The organism is Mesorhizobium kamtschaticum, assembly GCF_056174585.1.
This window is the reverse complement of the sequence record NZ_CM149691.1, coordinates 1,692,145-1,705,875: the sequence shown is the minus strand read 5'-3', so window position 1 is coordinate 1,705,875 and position 13,731 is coordinate 1,692,145. Positions and strand designations below refer to the sequence as shown.

At 64.2% G+C, this 13,731-nt stretch carries 12 protein-coding genes; 9 read left to right on the top strand and 3 right to left on the bottom strand.

The window, feature by feature from the left end:
• Positions 1-38 precede the first annotated feature (38 nt).
• Complete coding sequence (locus tag AC0V7N_RS08325) at positions 39-1,127, bottom strand: citrate synthase/methylcitrate synthase (RefSeq protein WP_475456373.1); 1,089 nt, start codon at positions 1,125-1,127, stop codon at positions 39-41.
• A 93-nt stretch (positions 1,128-1,220) separates the two neighbouring features.
• Between AC0V7N_RS08325 and AC0V7N_RS08320 the strand changes: the two genes are divergently transcribed.
• On the top strand, positions 1,221-2,363 hold the full coding sequence (locus tag AC0V7N_RS08320; RefSeq protein ID WP_475456371.1) for a citrate/2-methylcitrate synthase: 1,143 nt from the start codon (positions 1,221-1,223) through the stop codon (positions 2,361-2,363).
• Between the two features lie 22 nt (positions 2,364-2,385).
• On the opposite strand, the gene ftrA is transcribed toward AC0V7N_RS08320, so the two are convergent.
• A complete protein-coding gene (ftrA, locus tag AC0V7N_RS08315) occupies positions 2,386-3,384 on the bottom strand; it encodes a transcriptional regulator FtrA (RefSeq protein WP_475456369.1) in 999 nt (332 codons plus the stop codon).
• A 165-nt stretch (positions 3,385-3,549) separates the two neighbouring features.
• On the opposite strand from ftrA, the gene AC0V7N_RS08310 reads away from it, so the two are divergent.
• Positions 3,550-3,912 carry a rhodanese-like domain-containing protein gene (locus tag AC0V7N_RS08310; RefSeq protein WP_475456367.1) on the top strand — a complete coding sequence of 121 codons (363 nt, stop codon included), beginning with the start codon at positions 3,550-3,552 and terminating at the stop codon, positions 3,910-3,912.
• A 65-nt stretch (positions 3,913-3,977) separates the two neighbouring features.
• Entirely contained in the window at positions 3,978-4,439 is a 462-nt protein-coding gene (locus AC0V7N_RS08305) for a GNAT family N-acetyltransferase (RefSeq protein ID WP_475456365.1), read from the top strand.
• Positions 4,440-4,488: 49 nt separating this feature from the next.
• Here AC0V7N_RS08305 and phaR read toward each other — a convergent pair whose 3' ends face one another.
• The gene (phaR, locus tag AC0V7N_RS08300; RefSeq protein WP_027041971.1) at positions 4,489-5,097 is read right to left on the bottom strand and encodes a polyhydroxyalkanoate synthesis repressor PhaR; all 609 of its coding nucleotides are present in this window, start codon (positions 5,095-5,097) and stop codon (positions 4,489-4,491) included.
• A 296-nt stretch (positions 5,098-5,393) separates the two neighbouring features.
• Between phaR and AC0V7N_RS08295 the strand changes: the two genes are divergently transcribed.
• From AC0V7N_RS08295 to AC0V7N_RS08270, 6 genes are all read left to right on the top strand, one after another.
• Positions 5,394-6,572, top strand: a complete 1,179-nt coding sequence (locus AC0V7N_RS08295) for an acetyl-CoA C-acetyltransferase (protein WP_475456363.1) — start codon at positions 5,394-5,396, stop codon at positions 6,570-6,572.
• Between the two features lie 125 nt (positions 6,573-6,697).
• Positions 6,698-7,423: an acetoacetyl-CoA reductase gene (gene phbB, locus AC0V7N_RS08290; protein WP_475456361.1), complete on the top strand. Its 726-nt coding sequence runs from the start codon at positions 6,698-6,700 to the stop codon at positions 7,421-7,423.
• Positions 7,424-8,134: 711 nt separating this feature from the next.
• Complete coding sequence (locus AC0V7N_RS08285) at positions 8,135-11,626, top strand: helicase-related protein (RefSeq protein WP_496627786.1); 3,492 nt, start codon at positions 8,135-8,137, stop codon at positions 11,624-11,626.
• 126 nt (positions 11,627-11,752) lie between these two features.
• Positions 11,753-12,139: an RNA-binding S4 domain-containing protein gene (locus tag AC0V7N_RS08280; RefSeq protein ID WP_475456358.1), complete on the top strand. Its 387-nt coding sequence runs from the start codon at positions 11,753-11,755 to the stop codon at positions 12,137-12,139.
• 249 nt (positions 12,140-12,388) lie between these two features.
• Positions 12,389-12,727, top strand: coding sequence for a ferredoxin FdxA (fdxA, locus tag AC0V7N_RS08275; protein ID WP_095201183.1), 339 nt, complete (start codon positions 12,389-12,391; stop codon positions 12,725-12,727).
• 370 nt (positions 12,728-13,097) lie between these two features.
• Entirely contained in the window at positions 13,098-13,679 is a 582-nt protein-coding gene (locus AC0V7N_RS08270) for a CarD family transcriptional regulator (protein ID WP_475456356.1), read from the top strand.
• Positions 13,680-13,731: the final 52 nt, after the last annotated feature.

Genomic DNA, 13,731 nt, shown 5'->3' with positions numbered 1-13,731 from the left:
CGGAGAGGCCCCGAGTGTTTCGAGACAGGCAAGGAAGCCTAAGCGACCAGATCCGGCACCGGGCCGACATAGCGCGATTGCGGACGGATCAGCCGTCCGGTCGTCTGCTGCTCGCGCGCATGCGCGATCCAGCCGGCAACGCGCCCAGCGGCGAAGACATTGCTGAAGGCTTGCGGCGGAAAGCCCGCCGCTTCCAGCACCAGCGCGGTGTAGAACTCGACATTGGTCTGCAGCGCGCGCTGTGGCTTGGCGATCCGCAGCACCTCGAGCGCCGTCTGTTCGACCTTTTCGGCGAAGGCCAGCCGGCGGCCGGTTTCGCCTTCGCTGCCGAGTTGCCGCACCACCGATTTCAACACGTCGGCGCGCGGATCGCGCACGCGGTAGATGCGATGGCCGAAGCCCATGATGCGCCTGCCCTCAGCGATCTCGTCGCGCAGCCAGCCGGCCGCATCGCCATGCGCCTGGATGGCATCCAGCATCTCGATCACCGGGCCGGGCGCGCCGCCATGCAGCGGCCCCTTGAGCGCGCCAAGGCCTGCCAGCACCGACGATGTCAGCCCGGCCAATGTCGAAGCAACGACACGGGTGGCGAAAGTCGAGGCGTTGAGGCCGTGATCGCAGACGGTCACCAGATAGGTGTCGAGCGCTTTTGCCAATGCCGGCGACGGGACGAAACCCTTGAGCATCCGCAACATGTCGGCGGCATGACCGGCCTTGCCGTCCGGCGCCATCGGCTGCTCGCCACGCTGCAGGCGCAGCAGAGCCGGCGTCAGCACCGCCGGCGCCGCAATCAGCCGCAAGGCATCCGTCAGCGTCTCGCCATCCGGCAGCAGCGCCATGCCGGCGCGCATGGCGCTGTAGATTTCGAGCGGCGCCAGCAAGGGCAGCGAAGGCAGCAGGCGGTCGAACACCTCGACGCGCGCCTCGCCCAGTTTCGCCGCCAGTTCGGCGTCGCCAGGCAGATCCTCGAAGAAGCCATCGAGCAACAGGTGAACCACTTGTGGATAGCTCCATCGTCCAGCCAGCTCCGGCAGTGAATAACCTCGGATCGTCAGGTGGCCGCCCAGACCATCCACGTCGGACAGCACGGTTTCGGCCGCCACCACATCATCGAGCCCATTCGCCATAGCCTTGTCTCCTTGAAGCTTTTCCGGATCGGAGATAAGGCTGGGCGACACAAGCATCAATCTTGATCAATAGAATCAATATCAGAGCCAAAAATGTCCGAATGGTTGTCGCGGGAAGAGGCGGTGGAGAGGCTCAAGGTGAGGCCGCAGACGCTCTATGCCTATGTCAGCCGAGGACGCATCGGCATGCGCCCGGACCGGGCCGATCCGCGCCGCAGCGAGTATCGCGCCGACGATATCGCAGCACTCGCAACGCGGAGGGCGCGCGGACGCAGCCCCTCGGCCATCGCCGAAAGCGCCATTGCCTGGGGCGAGCCGTCGATCGTCACGGCGGTTTCGACCGTCTGGCACGGTCACCTCATCTATCGAGGCCGGGACGCCGCTGCGCTGTCCGACCATGCCACGCTGGAAGAAACCGCCGCTCTGCTTTGGGCCTTGTCTGAACCGGTGCGTTTCGAAGCGCCGCAGCCAGATGCGCCGCGCCAGTTCGGCCGTGCCCCGGCCTTTGCGCAGCTTGCTTTGCTGGCCGGCCAGGGCCGGCCTTCGCTTGGCCGCAACGCCGCCTCGCTGTGCGCCGACGCCGCGCATGCTATCGGCGTGCTGGCCGGTGCTCTCGGCGCCGAGGCGGGACCGGATCCGGTGCATCGGCGATTGGCGCGGGGCTGGTCGGTCGAAGATGGCGGCGCGGACGCGATCCGGCGTGCGCTTGTGCTGCTCGCCGATCACGAGCTCAACGCATCGACCTTCGCGGCCCGCGTCGCGGCCTCGACTGGAGCCTCACCCGCCGCTTGCCTGCTGGCGGGTCTGGCGACGCTGTCCGGTCCACGCCACGGCGGTGCCGGCGAAGCGGTGATGCAGCTCGCCGAGGATGCGGCGCGGCATGGCGCCGATGCCGCGATCCGGCGCTGGCTCGGCCATGATCGGCCTTTGCCGGGCTTCGGCCACCAGCTCTATCCCGAGGGTGATCCCCGCGCCACGGCGCTTCTGGCGGCCATCGGCAACCCCGACGAGACCTTACGGTCGCTGGAAACCGCGGCCATTGCCGCGACCGGCGCCCAGCCGAACATCGATTTTGCCCTGGCCGTGCTGACGCGCAGTCTTGGCTTGCCGCGCGATGCACCGTTCCATCTGTTCGCACTTGGGCGCAGCGTCGGCTGGGCCGCGCATATGGTCGAACAGATTGTCAGCGGCAGCATCATCCGGCCGCGCGGACGCTATGAGGGACTGTTGCCCTGACAGCGTACGAAGTCGCCAGCCATCAGGCGGGGTTGGCACTGGTCCCGAACCGCGCCCGGTACGCGGCCGGCGTCGTGGCGAACTGCTGACGGAAGTGATGCCGCAACGTCGCTGCCGCGCCAAATCCGGCGGTCTCGGCAATCCGCTCGATCGGCATGCTTGTGTCTTCCAGAAGCGTGCGCGCCCGCGAAAGCCGTTCCGACAGTAGCCAGCGTGCCGGCGTAACGCCGGTTGCGGCCGCGAACCGGCGTAGAAATGTCCGCTCGCTCATCCCGGCCAGGTCAGCCAGGATGGCAACGGGATAGTCGGCGGAAATATCGGCGCGCATCCTGTCGATCAAAGGCCCGAGCCGGCTGCGTTCGTGCGGCTCGGGAACGGAACTCTCGACATACTGCGCCTGGCCGCCGTCGCGGTGCGGCGGCACGACCAGCCGCCGCGCCACCATGTTGGCCGCCTTGGTGCCGAAATCGCGCCGCACTAGGTGCAGGCAAAGATCGATGCCGGCCGCGCTGCCGGCCGATGTCAGGACATTTCCCTCATCGATGTACAAAACGTCAGGAACCACGGTGATGTCGGGATAGAGCTCCTTAAGTCTGTCGCCGTAGCGCCAATGCGTGGTTGCCTTTTTGCCTGAGAGCAGGCCGGCCGCGGCAAGCACGAACACGCCCGAGCAAATGGACAGAATGCGTGCGCCCCGCGCATTGGCCTTGCGAAGCGTCTCGATCAGCACTGGCGGCACCGGACACTCCACACCGCGCCACCCCGGCACGATCACCGTGCCGGCCTCGCCGATCAGGTCGGGGCCACCATCGGCGACGATGCGCACGCCGCCCATCGCCCGCATTTCACCGGCGTCTATGCCGGCTACGGCAAAACGGTACCAATCCGCACCCATCTCCGGTCTGGGCAAGGCGAACACTTCGGCCGCCACGCCAAATTCGAACGTGCACAGCCCGTCATAGGCGACGGCAACAACCAGCGGATTGGCAAGGGGCCGATTGGCAGGGGGCACATTTGGCATGATCTTGACGATATATGGCAAATCCGCCAGCTGCAATCGCTCGGCGTGGTGCGCTACCTCAACTCCATCAGCGATGGAGACCAGCTCCATCAGCGAATGGAGAAGCTTGATGAGCTACGTGACAGACACTCCGGTGGCATCGCCGGAAATCGCCCGGGACCACTTTTGCACCGGCTTTCCGTCGAGACCGACTGTTCCGACGTTGCCGCGACACTGCGTACCGGAGAGCCGGATTTTGTCCTTCTGCATGTCGTCGGTTCGCCGGAAGCCTATGAACGCCGCCATGTGCCGGGCGCGCTGCATCTGCCGCACCGCGACATCTCGGCCGAGCGGATGGAAGAATGGCCGACAGGCACGCTGTTCGTCGTCTATTGCGCCGGACCGCATTGCAATGGCGCGGATCGGGCGGCCTTCAAACTGGCCAGCCTCGGCCTGCCGGTGAAGATCATGATCGGTGGCATAACCGGCTGGCAGGATGAGGGAGTCCCCTTCGCGTCAGGCAAGGAGCCCGGTGTTTTGCACGCATGATCGTTGGCTGGCGCGGAAGCGTTTGCACGATATGGTCGACATTGAAGACACGGGAAAGCATGCGGATGGCGGCGATTACGGTTCGGCAGTTCGAGCAGCAGGATGTCGCCGCGGTGCTCGCGCTTATGCGGGCGCTGGCCGTCTTCGAGGGCTATGATGACAAGTTCCACCTCACCGAGGCAGACCTCATCACACACGGGTTGGGACCATCGCCCCGGTTCGGCGTGTTTGTGGCGGAGCTAGAGGGCGTGGTCGTCGGCATCGCCGTCCACTACCTCATCCCCTGGACCTACGACCTGAAGCCGGTTGTGTGGCTGAAGGAACTCTACGTGGCCGAGGCGGCGCGCGGCATGTCGGTCGGCCATGCCCTTGTGAAACGGCTGCGCGACCATGCCGTCGGCATTGGCGCATCCGCCATCAAGTGGACGGTGCTGCGATCCAACATGCCGGCCAAGGCTTTCTATCGCTCGCTTGACGGGCGGGCCGACGAGATCTGGGAATTGTGGCAGATGCCGATCGACCCATGAAGGCAAGGCATCCATAAGTCGAGGTGGTCAGTATATGCTCTGGCCGCCTCTACGACATCGTGTCGAGTTTGCGCTGCATGGCCGCGATCTGGCTCTTCAGCTCCTGAAGGTCGTCGGACTTTTCCGGCGCTTCCTTCTTGGCCGGCTCGGTCGGAGCCGCGGCTGGCGCGGAGCCAACTGGCGGGAACGGCGTGAACAGCCGCATCGCGTTCTGGAACATTTCCATGTTGCGGCGCGTCTGTTCTTCCAGCGCCTTGATCGGCGTCGCGATCTTCATCACGTCCAGCGGCGACTTACCGATGGCGCCCTTCATCTGCTCGCGGAAGCGCTCCTGCTCCTTGGAGAAGGCCAGCATCGACTGTTCGAGGAAGCTCGGCACGATCATCTGCATCTGGTCGCCATAATAGGCGATCAACTGGCGCAGGAACGGGATCGGCAGCATGTTCTGCCCATCCTTGTTCTCCAGCTCGAAAATGATCTGAGTCAGCACCGGATGCGTGATGTCGTCACCGGTCTTGGCGTCCTGGACGGTGAACTCCTCGCCCTTCTTGACCATTTCGGCCAGATCCTCGAGCGTCACATAGGTGCTCGTCCCCGTATTATAGAGGCGGCGATTGGCGTATTTCTTGATAATGATCGGGTCGTCTTTTGCGGCCATCTGCATCCTCCCCGGACACCGGCACGCCTGAGTAAGCAGCCGGTAACGATTGTGCCCTTTTCGAGGATATGCGCAAAAGCCTCATAATTCCAAGCAGTTTGTGCAGTGCGGGATCACATAATGCTGCATAGCAGGCAAAATATGCTGCGCAGCAGCGGCCTGCCTGCCGGCACTGCGACGCGCGACCTGCTTGCGGCGCATGGGCGCCATGCCGATTTCCGGTTTGACTTGAGATTGGGAAAGGGCAAGAAAAGTCCTCAACGACAGAACAACACCCTTGAAGTCTGGAGAAGAAAATGTCCGATTCCATCGTCATTGCCAGCGCCGCGCGCACGGCCGTCGGCTCCTTCAACGGCGCGTTTGCTGCCACCCCGGCGCATGAACTCGGCGCCGTCGTGATCAAGGAGCTTTTGTCACGCGCCGGTGTCGAGGCCGCCGAAGTCGACGAGGTCATCCTCGGTCAGGTGCTGACCGCCGCCCAGGGCCAGAACCCCGCCCGCCAGGCCTCGATCATCGCCGGCCTGCCCAAGGAAACCACCGCCTGGGGCCTCAACCAGGTTTGCGGTTCGGGCCTGCGCGCCATCGCGCTCGGCATGCAGCAGATCGCCACGGGTGACGCCAAGGTGATCATCGCCGGCGGCCAGGAATCGATGTCGCTGTCGCCGCACGCCGAGCATCTGCGCGCCGGCGTCAAGATGGGCGACTACAAGATGATCGACACCATGATCAAGGACGGGCTGTGGGATGCCTTCAACGGCTATCACATGGGCAACACGGCTGAAAATGTCGCCCGCCAGTTCCAGATCACCCGTGACGACCAGGACCAGTTCGCGCTGGCCTCGCAGAACAAGGCGGAGGCCGCGCAGAAGGCCGGCAAGTTCAAGGACGAGATCGTCGCCTTCACAATCAAGGGCAAGAAGGGCGACACCGTTGTCGACCAGGACGAATACATCCGCCACGGCGCCACGATCGATGCCATGACCAAGCTGAAGCCGGCCTTCGACAAGGACGGCACGGTGACCGCCGCCAACGCTTCCGGCATCAATGACGGCGCCGCCGGCGCACTGCTGATGAGCGAAGCGGAAGCCGTAAGGCGCGGCATCACCCCGCTGGCGCGCATCGCGTCCTGGGCAACCGCCGGCGTCGATCCGGCGATCATGGGCACCGGACCCATTCCCGCCTCGCGCAAGGCTTTGGAAAGGGCCGGCTGGTCGGTCGGCGATCTCGACCTGGTCGAAGCCAACGAAGCCTTTGCCGCCCAAGCCTGCGCCGTCAACAAGGACATGGGCTGGGATCCCTCGATCGTCAACGTCAACGGCGGCGCCATCGCCATCGGCCATCCGATCGGCGCCTCGGGCGCCCGCATCTTCAACACGCTGGTCTTCGAGATGCGCCGCCGCGGCGCCAAGAAGGGCCTCGCCACCCTGTGTATCGGCGGCGGCATGGGCGTTGCGCTCTGCGTGGAAGCACTCTGACAAAAGAAGTGAATAGCCAATAGGGAGTAGCGAATAGGGAAGAATGGCTTCAGCGCGGCGGGACACCAAACCCCTACTCGCTATTGGCTACTCCCTATTCACTCTTCCGACCAAAGGGAGGACATATGACCAAGGTTGCAATCGTCACGGGCGGATCGCGCGGCATCGGCGCGGCGATCTCGATCGCTTTGAAGACTGCCGGCTATTCTGTTGCCGCGAACTACGCCGGCAACGACGAGGCGGCTGCGAAGTTCAAGGCCGAAACCGGCATTCCGGTCTACAAATGGTCGGTCGCCGATTATGACGCTTGCGCCGCCGGCCTCAAACAGGTCGAGGCCGACCTCGGCCCGGTCTCGGTGCTGGTCAACAATGCCGGCATCACCCGCGACGCCATGTTCCACAAGATCACGCGCGACCAGTGGAAAGAGGTCATCGACACCAATCTGTCTGGCGTTTTCAACATGACGCATCCACTGTGGAACGGCATGCGCGAGCGCAAGTTCGGCCGCGTCATCACCATCTCCTCGATCAACGGCCAGAAGGGCCAGGCCGGCCAGGTCAACTACTCCGCCGCCAAGGCCGGCGACATCGGCTTCTCGAAGGCGCTTGCGCAAGAGGGTGCTCGCGCGGGCATCACCGTCAACGTCATCTGCCCCGGCTACATCGCCACCGAGATGGTCAAGGCGATCGACGAGAAGGTGCTCAACGAACGCATCATCCCGCAGATCCCGGTCGGCCGCCTCGGCGAGCCGGAAGAGATCGCGCGCTGCGTCGTCTTCCTTGCTTCGGAGGATGCCGGCTTCATCACCGGCTCGACCATCACGGCCAATGGCGGCCAGTACTTCGTCTGAGGCGTCCAACGGCCTCAGCCTGTGACAAACGGACCGGTTTTCCGGTCCGTTTTCATTTGGATGCCTTGGCGCCTCAAACACCTCACAGCGACGCAATGCCCCAATCCGGCACGCAAAGGTTAATGGCAGCAGCGCCGCCTGTGCGAACCCTGTGGGCAAGCCTGTGAATTCTCGGTGGATAAGCTGTTCACAACACAAGATATTGGCGGAACAAAAGGGAAAATACCGCTGGCGCTGTTTTGTCGCCGATTCGTTCCGGCTTTGAGCGGAAGTTAACGTTAATGGCCCAGAATCGGCTGTAGTTCCTTAGACCCCCGGTTCAGAAAGATTAACAATTTCATAATGTTGACCGTCCACCTCGAGCCGCCTCTCTGGTTTTCCCGGCAAAGATTAATGGCAAAGCCCTCCCTGCATAAAACGGGCCAGTTCGGCGATTCAGCATGTGGTGAGACTCATGGTCACGAAATCCACATGTAGCCGTGAACAAAAGCTGAATCTGTCGGAGTCACTGATTCGTCGCCGATTCGTTCCAGACTCGTTCCAACTCTTAATCAGCAACCACTTAAAGGGCTTGACAGAGAGGCCTTCGAGCCGCTGGCGGAACATTCCGCTTTCGCTTCGCGCCCGAAATCCCTATGTGTCGGCTGTCATACGCGCCAGTTGAGGCACGCTCCCGACAACCAGAGGCCAGAAAGCCTTATTTCCGAGCCGATGAACATCCAGCCGAAACACACCCAACCGCTGATCCTGTCGGGCCGCGACGTGACCGCCGTGCTTGGCCCGACCAACACCGGCAAGACCCATCTCGCCATCGAGCGCATGGTGGCGCACGAAACTGGCGTCATCGGCCTGCCGCTCAGGCTGCTGGCCAGGGAGGTCTACAGCCGCGTCTGCGAAAAGGTCGGCGCCCACAAGGTCGCGCTGATCACCGGCGAGGAGAAGATCCAGCCGCCGGGCGCCAAATATTCTGTCTGCACCGTCGAGGCCATGCCGCGCGAGACCGACGCCGCCTTCGTCGCCATCGACGAGGTGCAGCTTGCCGGCGACCTCGAGCGCGGCCACATCTTCACCGATCGCATCCTGCATCTGCGCGGCCGCCAGGAAACGCTGCTGCTTGGTGCCGCCACCATGCATGGCATTCTGCAGCGCCTGCTGAAGGGCGTCTCGGTGGTAACGCGGCCGCGGCTGTCGCATCTTGCCTATGCCGGTTCGAAGAAACTGACCCGCCTGCCACGCCGCACCGCGATCGTCGCCTTCTCCGCCGACGAGGTCTACGCCATCGCCGAGCTGATCCGCCGCCAGCAGGGCGGAGCGGCCGTCGTGCTCGGGGCGCTCTCGCCCCGCACCCGCAACGCCCAGGTGGCCTTGTTCCAGTCGGGCGATGTCGACTATCTCATTGCCACCGACGCCATCGGCATGGGCCTCAACCTCGATCTCGACCATGTCGCCTTCGCCCAGAACCGCAAGTTCGACGGCTACCAGTATCGCAATCTGACGGCGGCCGAGCTTGGCCAGATCGCCGGCCGTGCCGGCCGGCATCTGCGCGACGGCACCTTCGGCGTCACCGGCCAGGTCGACCCGCTCGACGAAGAGCTGGTCAAGAAGATCGAAGGCCATGATTTCGAGCCGGTGAAGGTGCTGCAGTGGCGCACCGCCCATTTCGACTTCGCCAGCCTCGATGCATTGAAACGCTCGATCGAGACCAACGCGCCGGTCGAGGGCCTGACGCGCGCGCTGCCGGCGGTGGACGCGCAGGCGCTCGAATATCTCTCCCGCGACGAGGACATCCGCGCCCTCGCCACCGATGCCAAGCGCGTGGCGCTGCTGTGGGAAGCCTGCGCGCTGCCCGACTACCGAAAGATCGCGCCCGCCCAGCATGCCGACCTCATCGCCTCGATCTATATGGACCTCGCCCGGCATGGCCATGTCGACGAAAACTACATGGCCGAGCAGGTGCGCCGCGCCGACACCACCGAGGGTGACATCGACACGCTGTCGCACCGCATTGCCCAGATCCGCACCTGGACATTCGTGTCGAACCGGCCCGGCTGGCTGGCCGATCAGGCACACTGGCAGGAAAAGACGCGCGAAATCGAAGACAGATTGTCGGATGCGCTGCATGAGCGGTTGACGAAACGCTTCGTAGACCGCAGGACTTCCGTCCTCATGCGGCGCCTTAGAGAAAATACCATGCCTGAAGCCGAAATTAGTCCTACCGGAACCGTCCTTGTCGAAGGCCACCATGTCGGCGAGTTGCAAGGGTTCCGCTTCACCGCCGACCAGACCGCCGGCGGCGAAGACGCCAAGGCCGTGCGCACGGCCGCGCAAAAAGCTCTGGCCGCCGAATTCGAGGCGCGCGCCGAACGTTTCGGCGCCTGCGCCAATGGCGACCTCGCACTTGGCTCGGACGGCACGCTGCGCTGGATCGGCGCGCCGATCGGCACGCTGGTTTCCGGCGAAGACGCGCTGAAGCCGCGCCTTGTGCTGCTGGCCGACGAACAACTGACCGGCCCGGCGCGCGACAAGGTCGCCGCGCGCGCCGAACGTTTCGTCAACTTCCAGATCGAAAGTCTGCTGAAGCCGCTGGTCGACCTGAAGAACGCCGAGCAGATTTCCGGCATCGGCCGTGGCATCGCCTTCCAGCTGGTCGAGAATTTCGGCCTCATCAATCGCCGCGACATCGCCGAGGAGATGAAGTCGCTCGATCAGGAAGGTCGCGCTGCGCTTCGCCGGCTTGGCGTGCGCTTTGGCGCCTATCATGTCTTCGTGCCGGCGCTGATCAAGCCGGCGCCCGCCGGACTGGTGACCTTGCTGTGGGCGCTGACGAACGACGGCAAGGACAAGCCTGGTTTTGGCGACGTCGTCCACGCGCTGGCGTCGGGCCGCACGTCCGTGGTCATCGATCCGACCTTCGACAAGGCCTTCTACAAGCTTGCCGGCTACCGCAATCTCGGTCGCCGCGCCGTGCGCATCGACATATTGGAACGGCTGGCGGATCTCATCCGTCCGGCGACCAACTGGAAGCCCGGCCTCGGCCAGCGTCCGGACGGCGCCTATGACGGCCAGTCCTTCATGGTGACGCCGCCGATGATGTCGATCCTCGGCGCCACCGCCGATGACATGGAAGAGATCCTGAAGGGCCTGGGCTATCGCGCCGAGCCGAAGCCGGCGGCGGAAGTCAAGGCGCGGCTCGAAGCGCAGGACACTGCCGCACGCGAAGCCGTGGCTGCGAAACTCGCAGCGGAAGAGGCTGCGCGCGCCGAGCAGGCCAAGGCTGCGGAGGCTGCCGCAACAGATGCGGTCGCGGAGGCAGCAGTCGAGGGTTCGGAACCGGCTTCCGCCGAGGCCGCTGTCGAAGCGCCGGCCGAGGTCATCGCTGAAACGGCAGCAGAGCCCGTCGCTGAAGAGCCAACCGAAGCTCCGGCCGAAGTCACGGAAGAGCCCGCAACAGAGACTGTCGCCGAAGCGGCTGCTGAACCTGCTGCCGAGCCAGAAGCGGAAGCCGAAACTGACGTCATCGTCGCCGAAAGCGCCGACGCCCTCACCTCCCCCTTGATGGGGGAGGTCGCGGCGCGAAGCGACGCGGGTGGGGGTGATGGCGCTGACGATGCGGGTGGTGCTGACGGTACCGCCGCTCCCCCCACCCCGGCGCTGCGCGCCGACCCTCCCCACAAGGGGGAGGGTGAGACCAGCGAACCCGCCGAGGCGGCCGCCGACGCGCCTGCCGAACCCGAAGCGCCCAAGCCGATCCTGTTGTGGCGTCAGGGCCGTTTCGAACAGCGCCCCCGCCATCACGAAGGCCGCAACAACCGCCAGCGCAACGGACAGGCGCGTGGCCGAAACAATGCGCCGGCCGATGCCTCCGGCGCACCGGCTGCGGCCACGCCGGGCGAACGCCCGGCCCATGAAGGGCGGCGCGACGGTGCCGGCAAGCCGCGCTTCGACCGCTCGAAGTTCAAGCCCAAGCCGCAGGCCGAAGGTGAACAGCGCCGCGACGGTCGCCCGCAAGGCGAGCGTCCCGAGCGTCGTGACGGCCGGCCGGACTGGAAGGGCGGCAGGCCCGAAGGCAAGGGCGGTCGCCCCGACCAGGGGGGCGCAAAGCCCGCCTTCCAGCCAAAGCCGCGCGAGGAGCGCCCGGTGCGCTTCGATCCGGACTCTCCCTTCGCCAAGCTCGCCGCCTTGCGCGACCAGCTGAAGAAGTAGGCCAGAGCCGGATGATTTCAGGTCGAATCGACCTGAAATCTGAATCCGCCTCTAAACTAAGAGATGGAGCATGATGTCGTCCGAAAACCGCTGCACACTTTCCGGCATCATGCTCTAGGCGGTTCGATGGTTGCTGAAGGCCGCCAGCGTATCGATAAATGGCTGTTCTTCTCGCGCGCGGTGAAATCGCGCTCGCTGGCGGCGAAGCTGGTCGTCGGCGGACGGGTGCGCATCAATCGCGACAAAGCAGCGCAGGCCTCCGATCTGGTCAAGCCGGGCGACGTCCTGACCATCACGCTTGACCGGCGCATCTTCGTCTGGAAGGTGCTCGCCACCGGTGTCCGGCGCGGCCCGGCGGAAGAAGCCCGCACCCTCTATGAGGACATGTCGCCGCCACCCGCGCCGAAGGGCGAGGCGCTTCCCGATGCTATCCCGGCGCTGCGCGAGGCCGGCAGCGGCCGTCCGACCAAGAGAGAGCGCCGCCAGACCGACCGCTTGCTTGGCGAAGATTGAGGCTCGCCGACCAGAACGGAGGCCGCGATCTCAGGCCAAGGGCGGACGCGCGACAGAACCGAACCCGGCAAACAAGACGCTCAACGCGACATCGCACGCCCCTGGCGCGCTTGCTGCCTAGAATTCCATTCCGGAAACGCCGAAGCCGTCGGGCATGGCAACCCTTGCAAGCGACGGGCAAAGGCGTTACCTCACGGAAAAAGCCCAAGAAAACTGGCCCATTAAGCTGGGACGTCCCGGAGCCGATCGATGACCTATGTCGTGACCGACAATTGCATCAAATGCAAATATATGGACTGCATCGAGGTCTGTCCGGTCGACTGTTTCTATGAAGGCGAGAACATGCTCGTCATCCATCCCGACGAGTGCATCGACTGCGGCGTCTGCGAGCCCGAATGCCCCGCCGACGCGATCAAGCCCGACACCGAGCCAGGTCTCGACAAATGGCTGCAGATCAACACCGAATATGCCGACAAATGGCCCAACATCACCGCCAAGAAGGAGCCGCCGGCAGACGCCAAGACCTTCGACGGCGAGGCCGGCAAGTTCGAGAAATACTTCTCCGCCGAACCCGGCGAAGGCGATTGACAATACGGCCGTAAAGGCTTGTATGACGTTGCGTAACAGGCAGGCTGGATTAACCGCCTTGACAGGCGGCGATTGGTTGTGGCCTTCGCGAATGCAGCAAAACCTTGATTCTTCCGACTTTTTGTGTTATATCAGCGAAACATGCCGGTGACACAACGTCGATTTATGGCGCAGACGCCCCAAATCACTGAAAGGTGAAAATCCCACTCCGGACCAGAGCGATCTGGGCCAGGCGGTCGCAGTTCGTGCGGTTTGCCGGTCCCGGCCTTTCCGGTGGGTTCATCTGTTGTGCGGCTAACGATCGGTTTCCCCGGTCGCACGAGTTCGGGCCGGCAGGACGCCGGTACCACAACAAGGAGTTCAGGGCGTAATGGCAACGATCACCCCCCAGAAGAAGTCCACTGGTGCGCGTCATGGTTTCAAGACCGGCGAGTACATCGTCTACCCGGCGCACGGCGTTGGCCAGATCGTGTCGATCGACGAGCAGGAAGTGGCTGGCCACAAGCTTGAACTGTTCGTCATCGACTTCCAGAAGGACAAGATGCGCCTGAAGGTGCCGGTCTCCAAGGCGACCTCCATCGGCATGCGCAAGCTGTCGGAAGAGGATTATGTCGAGCGCGCGCTGAAGGTCGTGCAGGGCCGCGCCCGCGTCAAGCGCACCATGTGGTCGCGCCGCGCCCAGGAATATGATGCCAAGATCAATTCGGGCGACCTGATCTCGATCTCGGAAGTCGTGCGTGACCTCTATCGCGCCGACAACCAGCCGGAGCAGTCCTATTCCGAGCGTCAGCTCTATGAGGCGGCACTCGACCGCATGGCCCGCGAGATCGCGGCCGTCAACCGCATGTCGGAAACCGAAGCCGTGCGCCTGATCGAGGTGAACCTCAACAAGGGCCCTAAGCGTGGCGCCAAGGCCGACAATGAGGAAGCCGAGCAGGAAGAAGCTGCCTGATCTCTTTCGCCTCTGGATTTGAAAAACCCGGCCTCGCGCCGGGTTTTTTGTT

Bases quoted from the DNA above. Each gene is read 5' to 3' on its own strand.
- AC0V7N_RS08325 (WP_475456373.1), bottom strand. From the start codon at position 1,127: ATGGCGAATGGGCTCGATGATGTGGTGGCGGCCGAAACCGTGCTGTCC.
- AC0V7N_RS08320 (WP_475456371.1), top strand. From the start codon at position 1,221: ATGTCCGAATGGTTGTCGCGGGAAGAGGCGGTGGAGAGGCTCAAGGTG.
- ftrA (WP_475456369.1), bottom strand. From the start codon at position 3,384: ATGCCAAATGTGCCCCCTGCCAATCGGCCCCTTGCCAATCCGCTGGTT.
- AC0V7N_RS08305 (WP_475456365.1), top strand. From the start codon at position 3,978: ATGGCGGCGATTACGGTTCGGCAGTTCGAGCAGCAGGATGTCGCCGCG.
- phaR (WP_027041971.1), bottom strand. From the start codon at position 5,097: ATGGCCGCAAAAGACGACCCGATCATTATCAAGAAATACGCCAATCGC.
- AC0V7N_RS08295 (WP_475456363.1), top strand. From the start codon at position 5,394: ATGTCCGATTCCATCGTCATTGCCAGCGCCGCGCGCACGGCCGTCGGC.
- phbB (WP_475456361.1), top strand. From the start codon at position 6,698: ATGACCAAGGTTGCAATCGTCACGGGCGGATCGCGCGGCATCGGCGCG.
- AC0V7N_RS08285 (WP_496627786.1), top strand. From the start codon at position 8,135: ATGAACATCCAGCCGAAACACACCCAACCGCTGATCCTGTCGGGCCGC.
- AC0V7N_RS08280 (WP_475456358.1), top strand. From the start codon at position 11,753: ATGGTTGCTGAAGGCCGCCAGCGTATCGATAAATGGCTGTTCTTCTCG.
- fdxA (WP_095201183.1), top strand. From the start codon at position 12,389: ATGACCTATGTCGTGACCGACAATTGCATCAAATGCAAATATATGGAC.
- AC0V7N_RS08270 (WP_475456356.1), top strand. From the start codon at position 13,098: ATGGCAACGATCACCCCCCAGAAGAAGTCCACTGGTGCGCGTCATGGT.